This window comes from Frankia sp. CcI49 (assembly GCF_001983215.1).
Classification (GTDB): domain Bacteria; phylum Actinomycetota; class Actinomycetes; order Frankiales; family Frankiaceae; genus Parafrankia; species Parafrankia irregularis.
In genome coordinates this window covers 518,107-532,732 of sequence record NZ_MOWP01000004.1, presented here as the reverse complement: position 1 = coordinate 532,732, position 14,626 = coordinate 518,107, and the positions used below count along the sequence as shown (strand labels likewise).

The window sequence follows — 14,626 nt, the reverse complement described above, 5'->3', positions numbered from 1 at the left end:
GGATCAGCCCTCCTTTGAGCTGGAGCCGGCGCCCGCGGTCTGGCGGGCGGCGCTGCGGGTGCGCTTGTCGGGACGGCGGCGGTGCTGGCGCTGCGCGTAGCCGGCGCGGGCGGTCTCGGTCGGGTCGGCGGGAGGCGGGGGGTTGTCCTCGTCCTTGTCAGCGAGCAGGCGGTCCAGGTCCGCGGCCGAAGCCAGGGCCTTGCGTGCCCCGGAGTCACCGGAGGCGGACCCGATGACCTTGCGGCCGGTCAGCTGGCCCAGCACCCAGGCGCAGGCGTCGAAGTCCAACCCGAGCCGGACCTGGAGCATCCGAGGCGTGAGGTGCCCGGCCTCCACGGCCATCTCCGCAGCCACCCGCAGCACCTCGGCGAGACTGTCGACCTCCTCGGTCTCGGCGACGTTGGGGGAGGGCTCGGGCTCCACCTCGACAGGAGCGGGAGCTGGGGTCGGAGCGGCCACCTTCGCGGTCGAGACCCGCTGCGCGGGCACCGGGGTGATGTCCACGCCGTCCGAAGCCGGGGGCGTGAGGATGACGGACTCCCGGGCCGGCGGACGGGATGGGTCCAGCAGCGCGGCGCGCTCCGGATCCACGTTCATGACCAGCGGAGGCACCTCCGGCAAGCCGCGCAGGCGCAGCGCCGCGTTGAGCACCTCGTGCCGCTCGCTGATCTCCTGACCCTCGCGGACCTCGTTGTCCACGAACGCGGACCGCATCCGCAACGGGTAGCCCTCGGTGCCGAGCAGGTAGTTGATGCCCTTGGGGGACTTCATTTCGATCTTGTGGCCGCCGTAGCCGAGCAGCGCCCAGATCTTGTCGCCCAGCACGGCCGTCGAGGCGTCCGCCGTCGTGCAGCGGAACACCTGCTTGATGGTGATCAAGTCCCGCACGAAGGTCGGGATGACATCGCCAGTCGGCTTCAGTGTCGAACAGACGACGTGGTAGCCGACCTTGCGGAGCCGCCCGATGATGTCGAACAGCAGGAAGGAGACAGCGTCCGCCAGCTTCTTGTCCGGATGGCGGGTCAGCGCCAGCAGCTCGTCTATCCAGATCCACGTGGTCGTTTCGCCACGGGCGACGTTGGTCCGCGGCAGTCCGGCGGCCTCGCGCTCGTTCGCGGTGTCGGCCATCCGCTGGAGCGCGGCCACCCCCTCGGCGTGCAGGTCACGCAGGAGCGCGTACGCATCCTCCACCGTGTAGGCCACACCGCAGCGACCCTTGATCGGGGCGGCCAGCGGCTCCCAGAAGCCGAACTCCGCACCACCGGACGGATCGATGAAGAAGTTCCGAGCGCGGGGGTCCTGACTCACCGCGCAGATGTCGACGTGCTCACCGGTGGACTTTCCGCTTCCGGCCTCGCCTCCGGACAACTTGTTGCGGGCGAAGATCGTGTCGTAGACGGACTTACCGTCCTCGTCACGACCGATGTGCCACGGATCCTGCACGTAGCGGCCCTTGTAGTTCGCGCCCGCGCGGCGGATCTCCTCCAGGCCCTCCCAGGGCACGGTCGTGTTCAGCGTCTCGCGCCGGCGGATGTTGACCTCGACGTGCGAGCAGGCGAGGAATTCCTCAAGGGGGTTGCGCGCCGGCTTCGGCTCAGTTGCCTCGACGGTCCGGGCCCTGCGAGCCACGGTGACCGTCTTGGTCGCGGCACCGCTGGCCAGGGCGGCCAGGACCTTGCGGCCGGAGGCCGGGGCGACCGTGGGGCGCATCGACACACGGCCTTTGAGCATCGGGGCCAGGCGCTGGGCGGCCTGGAGCAGCTCTGCCTCGGTGACGCCGTCGGGAATCTTCATCACGAATCGGGCACCGGCCAGGGTCGGCTCAGGCAGCTTCACCTGCACCGGGCGGCCGGACGGGTGCAGCAGCGTCGGGCCCTCGCCCGCGTTCAGCTCAGCGAAGGCCCTGAGCACGGCGCGCCGCTCTCGATGGCCGCGTGCGGTGTCGGAACGCTGGTGCAGCAGGGCGGCAGTGCCGCCGAGGGCGGCGGCGGTCAGACGGTAGGGGTCGGTCAGGTCGAACAGGTCGGACTCCAGCAGCGTCGGCCCCAGCGGGCCGAGCGGGTCCGCACCCAGAGCGGACAGCAGGTAGAGAGAGCCGGCACCGGCCACGGGTGTTGCGATGTCGCCCCAGGTCCGCCAGCGGTCGCGCCCAACGACGCTTACGCGAGCTGACCCGAGGCCAAGACGCCACCCCCCGACGATCCAGAAACGCGGGTCGCTGAGGTCGTACGTCGAGAGGGGCTTCCGCTTGGTCGGGCGCTGCTTAACCGATGCCATGGAAGCCGCCCTCCTCGTGGCCGGTGCCGGTTTCGAACATGACTACAGCCTACACATTGACTACAGATCCTGTAAGATGGTGATGTGAAAGTCGCCGTCACCCAGCCGAGCGGGACGGCCCCACACGCCAAGGAGAGTGCTGTGAGCAGCAGGAACGGGACCGTTCCGCCCCCGACTGAGACGTACGACACACCGCCCGCCGGAGATCCGGAGGGCGACACGATGGACTACGGCCTACAGGACCCGGACGTGGCCTCCGTGCCACCGCGGGGGGGCGAGTGGAAGACGAGGAAGGCGCCGAAGCCCGAGCGCGCCGAGGCCCCAAGCGAGAAGAAGGGCGAGCCGAAGGCGAAGCTGACCGCCACCGAGAAGCTGTGGCGCGTAGCGGTCGTCGCGCTTGCCGCCGTGATCATCGCCCCGACCGCCCTGTCCGGCGCCCACCTGATCAAGTGGGCCGGCGAGCCGATCCACGGCCTGGACCTGGACACCTGGCTGGTGTGGCTGCCGCTGCTCGCCCTGGATGGCACCGCCATCGTCGGCATAACCATGGTCACCATCGCCGCCCTGCGCGGCGAGCACGGCGGGGCCTTCCACCTGGTCTCCTGGTCCATCGCGCTGATCAGCGCCGGGATCAACTACGGCTTCGGCACCAGCACGACCGCCGAGTGGGACGAGTGGTTCTTCCCGGTCATGAGCCTGACCGGCCCGGCACTGCTGGAGATCACGCTCGCGTTCGCGCGCCGGTGGAAGCGGATCGACGAGGGCCTGCGGTTCCAGGGCGTCAAGATCGGAGACTTCGGCAAGCGGTGGCTGCCGTCGGTGGCCACCCGCGAGACCTGGGCCGCCTGGAAGCTGGCCCAGCGCGAGGGCATCACCGACGTGGACGAGGCCATTGCCCGGGTCCGCGAGGTCACCCTGCTGCGCACCATGACCGGCGTTGACGCGCTGCGCCTGGCCTTCGAGCGGGTCGGCAGCCGCGATGCCTTCGACGCCCGGCTGTGGCTGCTCGGTCGCGGCATCACGGTCAAGGAGGCCGACGTCAAGCTCGCGCTTGACCCGCGGGACGTGGTGGACGTAGTCGCGAGCGGCCAGCCCGAAGGCCTCACCGCCCCCGAAGTCGCCGCCGCCTGGATCGGCAAGGACGCGAGCGCGGCTGACATCGAGCGCGTGCGCCGCGAGCTGGACGGCCTTGTGACCGATGGTCGCATGGTCGCTGACGGCAAGGGCTCGCGCGGCAAGGCCGTCCGGTACCGGCTGGCCGGGGCGGGTGCGTGATGGCCTGGCTACTCGCGCTCGGCCCGCTCGTGGCCGCCCTGCTTTTCCTGCCGGTGCTGGACAGCATCGGCGCACTCGACGCCCTCATGCGCTTGCTTCGCAAGCGCCGCCACCCCGACTCCGGATCGGAGAGCTGACCATGACCACCGCCGCTGACCCGAGCCGCCTGGCCCGCCTCGCCCTGAGCGCCTCCGTCGACCCCGACGCGCAAGCCGACGTCGCGGAGTGGTGCACCCGCCCGCCGCGCCGGGCCGGAGCGCGCCGCCGGGGACTGCCGCAGCACCGCCACCCCCGCGGGTTCGTCCCGCCGCGCAAGCTGGGCCCCCGCTGACCTCGCTCACCGCCACCCACCACAGCAACCGCAAGGAGTTCTGACCATGGCCAGCGTCCTCAGCGCCGTCCTGTTCACCCTGATCGGGGCGGGCGCCTGCTTCGGTGCCCAGTACATCGAGGCCGGGAGCATGGCCCGCTTCGTGATCGAGTGCCAGAACGACGACGCGCAACCCGGAGACGACACCCCCGACAAGACCGCCCGCTAGCCACCGGGGCCCGGTGCCAGCCGGCACCCATGCACAGCCATGCCCCGGGCCCTCTCTCCCTCTCTCGTTTCACCCTCTCGCCGCACCAAGGAGCGCACGTGTCAACGGACACCCGCAAGCGCACCAGCCGCTCGTCCAGCAAGAGCCGCTACGCCCTCACCCCGGAGCAGCGCGCCGAGCGGATCGAGACCGCCCGCGCCCAGCTCGCCGCCGGAGTCGAGCGGCTGACCACCGAGGCCGGCTGGCGCCAGTTCCTCGTCTCCCGCCGGTGGCTGAACTACTCCGTGGGCAACCAGATCATGATCCTGATGCAGTGCCCGGAGGCCACGGACGTCCGTCCGCTGAAGGCCTGGAACGACGCCGGGTGCCGCATGCGCAAGGGCGAGACGCAGATCCGGATCTGGAAGCCCACCAGCAGCCGGGTCCAGCTCCAGCAGCAGGACACCCCGGCCGAAGGAACCGCGAGCGAGCCCGGCGCGGACCCGAAGACGGCCACGCTCGTCCAGCGCGGCTTCATCCTCGTACCCGTCGTGGACGTCTCCCAGCTCGTCGAGCCGCCCGCGCGAGTYGATCCTGAGCTGCCGGTCGAGCTGCGCGGGGACGCCCCCGCTGGGCTCTGGGATGGCCTGTCCAGGCAGGTGGCCGCCGCCGGGTACGCGATCGAGCGGGGATCCGCAGGCGGTGACGGCCGGGCCTACGGCCACGTCAACCACGAGACACGGGTCGTGCGGATCCGCGAGGGCGTCGACCCGGCGCAGGCCGCGAAGACCCTGTGCCACGAGCTGGCGCACGCCCTGCTCGGCCACACCGCGGACATGCCCGGCCACGTCCGGGAGGTCGAGGCCGAGTCCGTGGCCTGCATCGTCGCGGACCTCTGCGGGCTGGACACGCTGGCCTACTCGGTGCCGTACGTCACGGCCTGGTCCGCGGAGCAGCCCGAGGCGGTCAAGGCCTCCGCCCAGCGGGTGGCCGACACCGCCGAGCGGATCCTCGCCGAGCTCGGGGTCGAGCGGCCCCGGCGCGGCGCCGAACGGGCGGAGGAAGCGGCGTGACGCTCGACGAGGCCCGCGAGCTCGCCCGCACCAGGGCTGAGCTGCTGTGGCTCGCCCCGGCCACCTCCATCACCACCGGCAAGGTGCTCGTCGGGGTAACCGTGCGCGACGCCCGTGTCAGCTACGGACGCACCCAGCTCCTGATCGAACCGCTGTCCGGCCGCGGGCACCGCTGGGTCGACGCCGACCTCACCCAGGAAGTCGAGGGCTGATGAGCGACCGCTACGAACACATCGAGGCTGCCGGGGCGGAGGTTGAGCTACTCGGCCCCGGCGCGGAACTCGGTGACAACGTCATCGCCGACCACGCCGTGGTGATCGGCGACCCGGGCGCCACCGCCCTGGTGGTCGAGGGGAGCCTGAACGAGCTGACCGCGCTCGTCGGAGCCCTGGCCGCTGTCCTGCTCGGCCCGGCCGACGGGATCCTCCCCTACAGCCCCGCCGCCTGACGCTCGTGTCTCACACCGACGTGCGGACGAGGCGCGGGTCAGTCGGCCTCGGCCGCCGGATCAGCCTCGGGAACCTTGCGGGGACGGCCCGGCGGGCGCCGGGTGGCCGCCCAGGTCTCGATCGTGGAGCGCCGCCACCGCGGGGAGCGCCGCGACGGCGGGCGGTCCAGGTCCGGGTCATCCGGGGGCGGGACGCCGGTGGAGGCCGCGCGGGAGACGTAGCTGCGCCAGGTGGCCGGGCTGATCTCCAGCAGCGCGGCCACCTCCGCCACCGTCAGCAGCGGGTCGGAGTTCTCGGTCATCACCCGATCGTTTCAGAAATCCCCAACGCTGGATTGGTGATCTGGGTCACATAGATCTCGCGATCCGACCTAAAACGCCAACGCAGCGTTGTAGTATTGAGTCATGCCCCCGCGGGGGGCACGGGAGGAGACCCAGATGCGCACCAACACCACCGCCGCCCAGCTCCGCGCCGAGGCCGACAAGCTCCAGGCCCGTGCCGCCGAGTCCCGCCAGCGGTGCGGCGCGGACGGCATGCTCACCCAGCGCGCGGCCGGCCTCAGCGCCGACGAGCGGCGCCTGGAGGCCGCGATCATCGAGCGCGGCGGGGTCTGGGACTTCCCGGCCCTGTTCGGCCTGGACGGCAACCTGGTCCCGGCCCGGCTGGAGTTCAAGGAGGCCCGCTTCGGCGGGACCCGCAAGGTGTGGCGCCTGCTGGACGCCAACGGCCGCACCGCCGGGTGGTTCAACCCCTCGGAGGCGATGGACCGGCCCGCCCGGGTTCGCAACAACGCCAAGAAGGGCTACTACGTCGGCCGCGTGATCGCCGCGGCCAAGGCGGAACTCGCCGGCAACAACATCCTGGCCATCCGAGCCATCCCGGTCCGTACCGACGGCGGCTGGAACGCCGACGTCGAGATCGTCGACAACGGCCAGCGCGACGAGCGGGCCGAGATCATCGCCGCCTACCAGGCCGCCTGGACGGCCCGCGACCACCGTGCCATCGCCGCGATGGAGGCCGAGGCCGACAAGGGCGGCTACGTCGCCGAGCTGATCGCCGCCCGCAAGACCGCCTGATCCACCTCGCCCCGCCCGGCCGTGGTGGCCGGGCGGGGCACCCCGCTTCCGCACCCAGGAGGTCCGATGGACACCACCCAGGTCCTCGCCGTCCGCTGCCAGATCTGCCCCGACCTTGAGGTCGAGGCCACCGACCTGTTCGCCGGTCTCGACCTGGCCGGAGCGCACGACGACACCCACCACGACGGCGGGACTGCCGCCTACGTCCACGTGCCGCAGGAGGCCTGATCGTGACCAGGAGCAGCGCCGAGTTCCTGTTCGACTACCTGATCGGACATCCGGCCGCCGACTACGAGGCGGCGCTCCAGCCGACCGGCCCGGTTGACCCGGGCCATGACCGGGACTGCGTCTGCGGCGGCACCCCGGCCTGCGACCCGTACCCCGACCCGCCGGTGTCTCTGATCAAGTACACGCCGCCGGCTGATGGCTACGCCGACGAGCCGCCGTTCTGAGACGCACCGCCGTTCAGGACTCCACGAGAAGAGGCGCCGTGGCCGACACCCGCATTACCGCCGACATCACCCCGCCCGAGCTGCGCGCCGAAGGCATCGCGGCCAGCGTCCGCGAGGGCTGGGTGCGCGACACCCAGCTCGACCCGCGCGAGATCACTGACTGGCCCGCCCGCCAGGCACGCGCTGTTGTCCCCTTCGAGGTCGTGGACGGCCGCCCGGACAACCCCGCCGGCCCCACCAGGCGCATCGGCCGCGACCTGGGCGCGTGGGGCGAGAACGCCGCCGCCGACGCGCTGGTCACCGCCGGAGCTGGCGCGGACCGCCAGGTGCTGCTCATCCGCCGGGGCGACGCCGGCCAGTGGGCCATCCCAGGCGGGATGACCGATGCCAGCGAGCACGCCGAGCAGGCCATGCGGCGTGAACTGACCGAGGAGACCGGGCTCAACCTCACTGGCGTGCCGGTCGAGGTGCTGTGGTCCGGCGTAGTCGACGACCCGCGCAACACCGACTGGGCCTGGATCTCGTCCACGCTCGGCCGGTTCGAGCTGGCCGAGCCCGCCGAGGTGACCGGCGAGGACGACGCAACCGACGCCCGCTGGTGGCCGTATGTCGATCTGGACGCCCTGCACGCCGCGCTGACCGCCGCCGGCGAGCAGCTCTACCTCGCCCACGAGCCGCTGCTGGCGCTCGCGGCCAACACCTGACGGAGGACCGATGATCGAGCACCGACCCACGCCCGAGCCGAACAACTGGAACGTCGGCCAGGAGCCGACCCCGGCCGCGGAGATGACCGAAGCGCAGCGGCTCATCGCCGCGGGAAGGCTGGTGCGCACCACCGCGTCCTTCGGCAACCCCGAGGCCGGATACATCCAGCGCCTGCGGGAGCGGATGAGTACCCCGCGGGTCGGTGACCTGGTCTGGGAGACCAGCACCGAGCCCCTTTCCCTGCGCGATCCCGACCATGCGGCACGCGCCGTCGGCTGGTACGTCCGCCGCGGCGAGTCCCCCTGGCTCAGTCGCGAGGACTGGGACGCCGATCCCGAGTCCCACGAGTACCCGGGCCAGCCCTACGAGGACTCCCCCGGTCGCGAGGTCTCGGTGATCCGCCCGTGGCGCGACCCGGCCAGCGAATACGCCTGGGAGAACGCAGAGCTGTCCGTCCTCCCGCTCGACCACCAGTAGTCCGCCCCAGAAGGAGAGCCCGATGCTCGTCCCTCCGAAGACCAGCAAGGACGGCACCACCTACGCCGGCGTCCAGGCCGAGCGCGGCCTCGTCCGCGAGGTCGAGTGGTTGATCACCCGCCAACACCCCGGGTTCGACCCCATCGTCATCGCCCGCGCCCAGGGCTGCGACCTGGCGAACGTCGTCATCTCCGCGTTCGCCTCCGTCGACGAGGCCTGAACCCGCCACCGCGCGAAGGAGCACCCCATGACCCGCTACCAGATCACCTCCGGCGGCTACCTGCACGGCGACCCCGGCGAGACCGATATCGAGGTCGACCTGCGCCCCTACCGAGACCCGCACGCCGCCGCGAACCTGCGGTACCTGACCGCGCATGACCAGGAGGTGCAGGACGCCGTCCGCGGCACACCGGGCGTGACCGACCTCGTCGACGAGACCGTCGCCCGCGCGCTCGCGCTGGACGAGGACGAGGTGACGATCACCAGCTTCTGCGCCGGCGGCCGGCACCGTGGACCGGTTGCCGGCGAAATGATCGCCGACGGACTGCGCGCCGCTGGCGGCGAAGTGGACCTGTTCCACCGCGACCTCGGCAAGGCCGTCGTCGAGCGGGCGGTGCGCGAGGTGGATCGGTGACGAGCGTCGCCAGCAGAGGCCACCGGGAGGCCGCCGACCTCGACGTCGAGCTGATGCTCGCCGAGTACCAGGCCCTCAAGGCCGAGCAGCTCGCCCGCATCGGCACCCGGGACAACCTGCTCTACGCCACGCTGGCCGCCTACGCCGCCATCGTCGCAGGCGTGCTCGGCGGCGGCGGACCCGTACACATCATGCTGGCGCTGCCCGCCGTGGCAGCCGTCCTCGGCTGGACCTACCTCGCCAACGACAAGAAGATCGTGCAGATTCGGGAGTACCTGCGCCGGGACCTCGGCGCGCGCATCGGCCAGCGCCTGCCCGACGGGGCCACCGCCTTTGGGTGGGAGTCCACGCGCCGGACCGGCATCGAGCGCTGGCTCGGCAAGATTGGCCACGTTGCCGTCGACCTGATCGCCTTCTCGGCCGCCAGTGTCGCCGCCCTGGCGGCCTACTGGACCCTCGCTCCGATCGGCGCACTCACCGTGCTCGCGGTCGCCGAGAGCGGCTTCACCCTCGCCTTCACCGCCGAGGTGGTGCGCTGGAGCCTCTCAGGGCGTGCGAGCGATCGGCGCCGCAGCGAGTGAACGCCGACCAGCACTTCGATCCACCCTCCGGGAGGTAGGCGGCCGGCGCGATGGCGCCGGCTCGGGAACCGCCACCTCCAGCGCCATCTCCCGCAGCCAGGCCGCCAGGTGCGCGAGCACCACCCGCGAAGGCCACGCCGGGGCCGCTGTCCCTCCGGCAGCACGCTGCCGCTCGAGCGCCGCCTCGGCCTCCGGTTCGGACAGCGTCACCCGCTCGATCTCGGCACGCTGGCGCCGCTGCGGCGCCGACAGATCCTCGAGCGGGGCGAACAGCAGCGCGTACACGTAGCGGTCGAACGCGGCGCAGTCCCGCGCGTCCTCCAGGGCGTCTCGAACCAGCTGCGCGCGGCGAAGCTGGGCCCGCATCCGGTCCACGCGCCGAAGGGTGCTCCGAGGCGGGGCGACGGTCTTCGGCATGGCAGGTCACCCTCCGGGGGAGGCGGCGGTATCTCCTAGATCGTAGGGACTACGCCCTGTCACCGCGACCGGGAAGTCACAGCTGTGTAGTTTCTGCGGTCCCGCGCCGCAGGATGTCGCCTGTCGGCGATCAACCCTGTGTCTCCAGCACCTACCTGCGGACCCGCTTCATAGCCAATGCGCCCAATGTGCATGATTGCTCGCTATGAGCGTCAACGGGGGGCGCCGCAGGACGCCGCGCCCGATCTGGCCGATGGCCGGCGGCGCAGCCGTGCTTGCTGGCGCGGTGGCCTGGCTCGGCGGGCAGGGCGGCTGGGCGGCCGTGTTGGTCTCGGCCGGGGTCCTGCTCGCGGTGCTCCCGATCCTCCTCGACCGCGCGGCCACCCGCGCCGGCGACCTCGACATCGAGAAGGTCGCCGACCGTCTCGCCGACCTGGTCCGCGACCAGTGGGACATCGAAGCCACCCGCCGTGGCGTCGGCCGGCCGCCGCTGGAGGTCTTCTGGCAGGCTGCCGACGCAGACCTCGTTCACACCTGGCCTGAGCTGCTCCAGCAGGCGGCGACCGGACGAAGCGGTCCAGCGTCCGCCACCCCGGGCGGCGGACCGGACGACCTCGCGGGCCATGGCGCGCTCCTCGCGGCCTACGACCTCAGCCCGTGCGGCAGGCTAGTCGTGCTCGGCGAGCCCGGGGCCGGCAAGACGGTGCTGCTGCTGCGGCTTGTGCTGGACCTGCTCGGTCGCCGTCAGCCCGGACAGCCGGTGCCGCTCTTGGTCCCGCTCGCCTCCTGGAACCCCGACAGTCAGAGCCTCTACGCCTGGCTGGAAGGCCAGATCCTGCGCGAGTACCCCCACCTGACCGCCGTCGACGCCGCCACCGGGCGCAAGCGCGCCGGAGCGCTCCTCGATGCCGGGCTAATCTTGCCCGTACTGGATGGACTAGACGAGATCCGCGCCGGAGGCAGGGACCAGGCGCTGGCCGCCATCAACGAGGGCCTACGCGGCAACGTCGGGCTCGTCCTGAGTTGCCGTGCCGACGAGTTTCGCGAGGCCGTCCACCCAGACCCAGGCCTGCGACCGATCCACCTTGATGGCGCAGCCGGCATCCAGCTCAAGCACCTCGGCCCGGAGGCGGTCAGGGGCTACCTACTCGCAGGGGCCGGCAATGACGGTCCCGGCCGGTGGGCTCAGGTGCTCGCCGCATTGAACGATCCGACCGCGCCCGTCGCCCAGGCCCTGACCACGCCGCTGACCGCCAACCTCGCCAACACGATCTACAATCCACGCCCCCGCGAATCCAGCATCGGCCTACCCAGCTCCACTGACCTGACTGCCCTGCCCACCGCCGAAGCCGTGGAACAGCACCTGCTCGCCCAATTCATCCCGGCTGCCTACCGGCCCCACCGCGACCAGCCCGCCCGCCGGAACGCAGAGCAGGCCACCCGCTACCTCGCATTTCTCGCCCACCACCTCGAACACCGGCTCAACACCACCAGCCTCGCCTGGTGGGAGATCCCCCTCGCCACGCCACGCGCATTGCCTGTTCTCGCAATCGCGCTCGCGGTCGGGCTCGCGGTTGGGTTCATGTACGGGTTCGCGGCCGGGATCGCGCTTGGGACCGCGCTCGGACTCACGTTCGGGCTCAGATCCCTCTCCCCCCGTCGAGTGGCCCTGCGGCGTCCCCGACCCACCAATCTCGCGGGCGGGTTCGCAGTCGGGTTCGCGCTCGGCTTCGCGCTCGGGCTCGCGGTTGGGCTCACGGGCGGGATCGCGGCCGGGGTCAGGTACGGGCTTGCGGTCGGGCTTGCGGTCGGGTTCACGCTCGGAATCACCTTCGGGCTCGGGTTAGACAGCCCTACAGATACACAGCTTGCGGCAGCGCCCACCACCACATTGGCCCAAGACCGAACAAGCGCACTCACGAGCGCGCTCACGTACGGGATCGCGGGCGCACTCGCGCTCGGGCTCACGGTCGGGCTCGCGTCCGGGCTCACGTACGGGATCAGGTACGGACTCGTGTTCGGGCTCACGGCCGGACCCGTGTTCGGGATCGCGGTCGGAATCGCGTTCGGACTCCGCACAGCGTGGGGGCACCTCGTCCTGGCCCGCCCCTGGCTCGCCGCCAGCCGGCAGCAGCCCCTCCAGCTCATCGCCTTCCTCGAAGACGCCCACGCCCGCGGCGTCCTGCGCCAGGCCGGCGCGGTCTGGGAGTTCCGCCACGCCAGCCTCCAGCGCTACCTCGCTGGGCCGCCGTGAGATCGGCACATCCCTGGTCCTGACGGCCGCGGGCGGAAGTCCGGCGTCAGCCGCCGGCGGGATACATCCGGCGGGTCAGTGCCCCACCCTCGACGTACCCGCGCAGGAACTCGGCCAGGGTGTCGAGCGCGTCACCGGGCGGCGGGCCGGCATCGGCTGAAGCGTGACGGGCGCGACGCTTCGGAGCGGGACCGCGGCGACGCAGCGGGGTGCCCACGGCCGCCGTATGCAGCTTCTTCGCCGCGGCGTCGATCGCGTGGATACCGGTCTCGGGCGGCGGCGCCAGGGGCCGCCCGTCCCAGCTGTCGGTCTCACCGGGCGGCTCGAGCACGGCGAGCGGGTTGGTGCCCGCGGTCGCCGCGCGGAACGCGGCCAGCGTCGCGACGGCGTAGGCCCGGGCCGCCACCTCGGCCCGGCGGGCCAGATCGGTGACGTGCGCCCCCGCGAGCTCGGCTCGGCGACGGGCCGTCTCGCACCACAGCTCGTGACGCTCGGCGGACTGCGCCCGCACCGAGGCGGGCAGGACCTCCGGAAGATCGGGCGCGGTCACCGTGGCCTCGGCCTCCGCAGCCTGCTGGGCGTCACGGGCCGCCTGCCACTGCGCACACAGGGCCCGGTAGTACGCCCGGTGCCGCAGCAGGATCGCGTCAGCCGCCGCCGGCCAGGGCTCCGCGGCCTCGCCGTCCGGGTGCGGGGCGCGGACGTCCGGGTAGGTGGCGACGTGCACGGCGTAGTGCTCCCGGAAGAACTCCCGGCCCCGCTCGGTGATCCGGTAGCCGAGCGCGCCGGTGCTCCGCTCCGCCAGCGGCGGGACGTGCGCCTCGATCAGGCGCCGGTCGATGGTCGCGGAGCGCCCCCAGCGCAGCAGGCCGCCGCGCTGGTTGGCCATCCACAACAGGGCCAGCGCCTCCCACGACCGCTCGGACAGCGCTGGCTTCGGTGTCCGGGTCGGCATCGTCGAGGTGCCGGCGCGTGCGGCGGCCCGGCCCGCCCGGGTGAGGGTGACCGTGATCATCCAGCCGAACGCCGTCACCCGCTGCCCGCGCGTGATCAGTCCCCGGTCGACCAGCGCGGCCACCGTCGCCCCGTTGCCCTGGCTGTGCCAGCCCCGGAAGTCCAGYCGCTCCTGCATCCGCGTCAGGCCCAGCCCCGACGGCTCCTGCGCGAAGTCGATCGCCCGCCAGACCGAGGCGGGCCGCTTGTCGAACTCACCGCTGGCGCCGGCCGCGCGGTGTGCCTCCTCGGCGGCCTGGTCGAGACCGAAGATGATCGCGAGCGTTCCCTGCTGGCGGTCGTTCAGCTCGGTCCACGCGGCCAGCGCCTTCGACACCGCCACGGTCACGCCCCGCCGGCCATCGGGTGCGCCAGCGCGTCGACGTCACGCCACCCCATCAGCACCTCCCGCCCGGGAACCCCACGGTCCACACGCCACACGCACGCGCGGCCATCGTCCGACGGCCTCACACGCACCTCGAGCACACGCCCCGCGCGGCACGTCCACACGCCCGCCCAGCTCGCGACCCCCACGCTGGCCCACACGGTCACGCGGCGCGCGGGGAGATCACGCGCGCCCCCGCACACGACAGCGCCCGCGAAGCCCGAGACACCTCGGACCCGCGGGCGCCTCACGCGACCCCGGACCAACCTCACAAGCGGCAGCAAGGAGGAAGAAGCGGACACGGCGCCCTCACGCCTGACCACGCCGGCTCACGACCACCCGCTCCCCCGCCCGCCGGACGAGCGCGAGCTGACGCTCGAGGATCCACTTCCCCAGCGACTCGCTTCCGTCCGGCCCACCACCGGTGTCCAGCTCGACCTTGCACCACCACATCCGGCCACCGAGCTGGTCTCGCTCCTCCACCGTCGCCGTGCCGTACCGGACGGCGAGCGGGGCCGTCTCCGTGACCAGGCGCACCCGGTCACCCTTCGCCAGGGATCGGTCACCGAGCTGGGCCGTCATGCCGCCTGTCCTCCGTCCTCGGCCAGGGCCGCCTGCACCTGCTCGACCGCCGCGGCCAGCCGGCGCCGGCGCAGCACCTCGCCGAAGACGGCCAGGGCGGCCTTCTCGTAGCGGGTGACGTGCTCGATGGACGTCCAGACCTTCCGGTTGCTCATCGGCAGGGTCTCCAGACCCGCCACCCGCATCACCGCGCGGGCGAACCGCAGGCGCCGCGGGTCGTCCTGAGCCAGGCTCTCCAGGCCGCCGGCCGCATCGATCTCGTCGGCCAGGGCGACCGCCCGGTCGAGGGCATCCTTGCCGCGAGGCAAGGACGGGCGGCCCGCACGGGAAACGCGCTTGGTGTCGGCCACGTCACACCTCCGAAGATCGGCTTGACCCGAGTGGACTACAGCATACGAGCCTACCTTCGCGCTACAGTGCCGCGGACTGTCGATCAAGGTCGGAAAGTCTGACGGATCTTTCTCCCGGCCGCGCCGCA

22 protein-coding genes are annotated in these 14,626 nt (G+C 72.2%); 16 read left to right on the top strand and 6 right to left on the bottom strand.

Annotated features, from left to right (window positions below; translation table 11 throughout):
* Positions 1 to 3: 3 nt before the first annotated feature.
* Positions 4 to 2,277 carry a hypothetical protein gene (locus CcI49_RS03130; RefSeq protein ID WP_131830986.1) on the bottom strand — a complete coding sequence of 758 codons (2,274 nt, stop codon included), beginning with the start codon at positions 2,275 to 2,277 and terminating at the stop codon, positions 4 to 6.
* Between the two features lie 141 nt (positions 2,278 to 2,418).
* Here CcI49_RS03130 and CcI49_RS03125 point away from each other — a divergent pair, with 141 nt between their 5' ends.
* From CcI49_RS03125 to CcI49_RS03105, 7 genes are all read left to right on the top strand, one after another.
* Positions 2,419 to 3,552 carry a hypothetical protein gene (locus CcI49_RS03125; protein ID WP_131830985.1) on the top strand — a complete coding sequence of 378 codons (1,134 nt, stop codon included), beginning with the start codon at positions 2,419 to 2,421 and terminating at the stop codon, positions 3,550 to 3,552.
* Positions 3,552 to 3,689 carry a hypothetical protein gene (locus CcI49_RS41930; protein ID WP_158230700.1) on the top strand — a complete coding sequence of 46 codons (138 nt, stop codon included), beginning with the start codon at positions 3,552 to 3,554 and terminating at the stop codon, positions 3,687 to 3,689. The genes CcI49_RS03125 and CcI49_RS41930 overlap by 1 nt, the downstream gene beginning before the upstream one ends.
* A gap of 2 nt (positions 3,690 to 3,691) precedes the next feature.
* The gene (locus CcI49_RS03120) at positions 3,692 to 3,883 is read left to right on the top strand and encodes a hypothetical protein (protein ID WP_054565935.1); all 192 of its coding nucleotides are present in this window, start codon (positions 3,692 to 3,694) and stop codon (positions 3,881 to 3,883) included.
* 46 nt (positions 3,884 to 3,929) lie between these two features.
* Positions 3,930 to 4,091, top strand: a complete 162-nt coding sequence (locus CcI49_RS41925) for a hypothetical protein (RefSeq protein ID WP_158230699.1) — start codon at positions 3,930 to 3,932, stop codon at positions 4,089 to 4,091.
* 98 nt (positions 4,092 to 4,189) lie between these two features.
* Positions 4,190 to 5,143, top strand: coding sequence for an ImmA/IrrE family metallo-endopeptidase (locus tag CcI49_RS03115; RefSeq protein WP_198955440.1), 954 nt, complete (start codon positions 4,190 to 4,192; stop codon positions 5,141 to 5,143).
* Positions 5,140 to 5,355: a hypothetical protein gene (locus CcI49_RS03110; protein WP_076824077.1), complete on the top strand. Its 216-nt coding sequence runs from the start codon at positions 5,140 to 5,142 to the stop codon at positions 5,353 to 5,355. Before CcI49_RS03115 ends, CcI49_RS03110 begins: the two co-directional genes overlap by 4 nt.
* Entirely contained in the window at positions 5,355 to 5,591 is a 237-nt protein-coding gene (locus CcI49_RS03105; protein WP_076824076.1) for a hypothetical protein, read from the top strand. The genes CcI49_RS03110 and CcI49_RS03105 overlap by 1 nt, the downstream gene beginning before the upstream one ends.
* A gap of 38 nt (positions 5,592 to 5,629) precedes the next feature.
* Here the strand turns inward: CcI49_RS03105 and CcI49_RS03100 are convergent, their stop codons facing one another.
* Positions 5,630 to 5,893 carry a hypothetical protein gene (locus CcI49_RS03100; protein ID WP_076824074.1) on the bottom strand — a complete coding sequence of 88 codons (264 nt, stop codon included), beginning with the start codon at positions 5,891 to 5,893 and terminating at the stop codon, positions 5,630 to 5,632.
* Positions 5,894 to 6,029: 136 nt separating this feature from the next.
* On the opposite strand from CcI49_RS03100, the gene CcI49_RS41920 reads away from it, so the two are divergent.
* From CcI49_RS41920 to CcI49_RS03060, 8 genes are all read left to right on the top strand, one after another.
* Complete coding sequence (locus tag CcI49_RS41920; RefSeq protein ID WP_158230698.1) at positions 6,030 to 6,668, top strand: hypothetical protein; 639 nt, start codon at positions 6,030 to 6,032, stop codon at positions 6,666 to 6,668.
* A 66-nt stretch (positions 6,669 to 6,734) separates the two neighbouring features.
* Positions 6,735 to 6,896, top strand: coding sequence for a hypothetical protein (locus tag CcI49_RS41915; RefSeq protein WP_158230697.1), 162 nt, complete (start codon positions 6,735 to 6,737; stop codon positions 6,894 to 6,896).
* Between the two features lie 2 nt (positions 6,897 to 6,898).
* Positions 6,899 to 7,120 (top strand): hypothetical protein, encoded by a 222-nt coding sequence (locus CcI49_RS03085; RefSeq protein ID WP_076824068.1) that lies wholly within the window; start codon positions 6,899 to 6,901, stop codon positions 7,118 to 7,120.
* 38 nt (positions 7,121 to 7,158) lie between these two features.
* On the top strand, positions 7,159 to 7,824 hold the full coding sequence (locus CcI49_RS03080; RefSeq protein WP_076824066.1) for an NUDIX domain-containing protein: 666 nt from the start codon (positions 7,159 to 7,161) through the stop codon (positions 7,822 to 7,824).
* A 10-nt stretch (positions 7,825 to 7,834) separates the two neighbouring features.
* Positions 7,835 to 8,302, top strand: coding sequence for a hypothetical protein (locus tag CcI49_RS03075; protein ID WP_076824065.1), 468 nt, complete (start codon positions 7,835 to 7,837; stop codon positions 8,300 to 8,302).
* Positions 8,303 to 8,324: 22 nt separating this feature from the next.
* Positions 8,325 to 8,522 (top strand): hypothetical protein, encoded by a 198-nt coding sequence (locus CcI49_RS03070; protein WP_076824063.1) that lies wholly within the window; start codon positions 8,325 to 8,327, stop codon positions 8,520 to 8,522.
* Positions 8,523 to 8,549: 27 nt separating this feature from the next.
* On the top strand, positions 8,550 to 8,936 hold the full coding sequence (locus CcI49_RS03065; protein ID WP_054565925.1) for an RNase adapter RapZ: 387 nt from the start codon (positions 8,550 to 8,552) through the stop codon (positions 8,934 to 8,936).
* Positions 8,933 to 9,517: a hypothetical protein gene (locus tag CcI49_RS03060; RefSeq protein ID WP_083749266.1), complete on the top strand. Its 585-nt coding sequence runs from the start codon at positions 8,933 to 8,935 to the stop codon at positions 9,515 to 9,517. The genes CcI49_RS03065 and CcI49_RS03060 overlap by 4 nt, the downstream gene beginning before the upstream one ends.
* On the opposite strand, the gene CcI49_RS03055 is transcribed toward CcI49_RS03060, so the two are convergent.
* Complete coding sequence (locus tag CcI49_RS03055) at positions 9,482 to 9,934, bottom strand: hypothetical protein (protein ID WP_076824061.1); 453 nt, start codon at positions 9,932 to 9,934, stop codon at positions 9,482 to 9,484. The two genes, CcI49_RS03060 and CcI49_RS03055, sit on opposite strands and share 36 nt — an antisense overlap.
* A 205-nt stretch (positions 9,935 to 10,139) precedes the next feature.
* On the opposite strand from CcI49_RS03055, the gene CcI49_RS03050 reads away from it, so the two are divergent.
* Positions 10,140 to 12,188, top strand: a complete 2,049-nt coding sequence (locus CcI49_RS03050) for an NACHT domain-containing protein (protein WP_241839865.1) — start codon at positions 10,140 to 10,142, stop codon at positions 12,186 to 12,188.
* 46 nt (positions 12,189 to 12,234) lie between these two features.
* Here the strand turns inward: CcI49_RS03050 and CcI49_RS03045 are convergent, their stop codons facing one another.
* From CcI49_RS03045 to CcI49_RS03030, 3 genes are all read right to left on the bottom strand, one after another.
* Positions 12,235 to 13,524: a hypothetical protein gene (locus CcI49_RS03045; protein ID WP_131830984.1), complete on the bottom strand. Its 1,290-nt coding sequence runs from the start codon at positions 13,522 to 13,524 to the stop codon at positions 12,235 to 12,237.
* Between the two features lie 351 nt (positions 13,525 to 13,875).
* Positions 13,876 to 14,148: a hypothetical protein gene (locus CcI49_RS03035; RefSeq protein WP_076824054.1), complete on the bottom strand. Its 273-nt coding sequence runs from the start codon at positions 14,146 to 14,148 to the stop codon at positions 13,876 to 13,878.
* Positions 14,145 to 14,498 (bottom strand): hypothetical protein, encoded by a 354-nt coding sequence (locus CcI49_RS03030; RefSeq protein ID WP_076824052.1) that lies wholly within the window; start codon positions 14,496 to 14,498, stop codon positions 14,145 to 14,147. Before CcI49_RS03030 ends, CcI49_RS03035 begins: the two co-directional genes overlap by 4 nt.
* Between the last annotated feature and the right edge of the window lie 128 nt (positions 14,499 to 14,626).

Excerpts from the sequence above, each read along its gene's own strand:
- CcI49_RS03130 (WP_131830986.1), bottom strand. The coding sequence starts at position 2,277 with ATGGCATCGGTTAAGCAGCGCCCGACCAAGCGGAAGCCCCTCTCGACG.
- CcI49_RS41930 (WP_158230700.1), top strand. The coding sequence starts at position 3,552 with ATGGCCTGGCTACTCGCGCTCGGCCCGCTCGTGGCCGCCCTGCTTTTC.
- CcI49_RS03120 (WP_054565935.1), top strand. The coding sequence starts at position 3,692 with ATGACCACCGCCGCTGACCCGAGCCGCCTGGCCCGCCTCGCCCTGAGC.
- CcI49_RS41925 (WP_158230699.1), top strand. The coding sequence starts at position 3,930 with ATGGCCAGCGTCCTCAGCGCCGTCCTGTTCACCCTGATCGGGGCGGGC.
- CcI49_RS03105 (WP_076824076.1), top strand. The coding sequence starts at position 5,355 with ATGAGCGACCGCTACGAACACATCGAGGCTGCCGGGGCGGAGGTTGAG.
- CcI49_RS03100 (WP_076824074.1), bottom strand. The coding sequence starts at position 5,893 with ATGACCGAGAACTCCGACCCGCTGCTGACGGTGGCGGAGGTGGCCGCG.
- CcI49_RS41920 (WP_158230698.1), top strand. The coding sequence starts at position 6,030 with ATGCGCACCAACACCACCGCCGCCCAGCTCCGCGCCGAGGCCGACAAG.
- CcI49_RS41915 (WP_158230697.1), top strand. The coding sequence starts at position 6,735 with ATGGACACCACCCAGGTCCTCGCCGTCCGCTGCCAGATCTGCCCCGAC.
- CcI49_RS03075 (WP_076824065.1), top strand. The coding sequence starts at position 7,835 with ATGATCGAGCACCGACCCACGCCCGAGCCGAACAACTGGAACGTCGGC.
- CcI49_RS03070 (WP_076824063.1), top strand. The coding sequence starts at position 8,325 with ATGCTCGTCCCTCCGAAGACCAGCAAGGACGGCACCACCTACGCCGGC.
- CcI49_RS03065 (WP_054565925.1), top strand. The coding sequence starts at position 8,550 with ATGACCCGCTACCAGATCACCTCCGGCGGCTACCTGCACGGCGACCCC.
- CcI49_RS03055 (WP_076824061.1), bottom strand. The coding sequence starts at position 9,934 with ATGCCGAAGACCGTCGCCCCGCCTCGGAGCACCCTTCGGCGCGTGGAC.
- CcI49_RS03050 (WP_241839865.1), top strand. The coding sequence starts at position 10,140 with ATGAGCGTCAACGGGGGGCGCCGCAGGACGCCGCGCCCGATCTGGCCG.
- CcI49_RS03035 (WP_076824054.1), bottom strand. The coding sequence starts at position 14,148 with ATGACGGCCCAGCTCGGTGACCGATCCCTGGCGAAGGGTGACCGGGTG.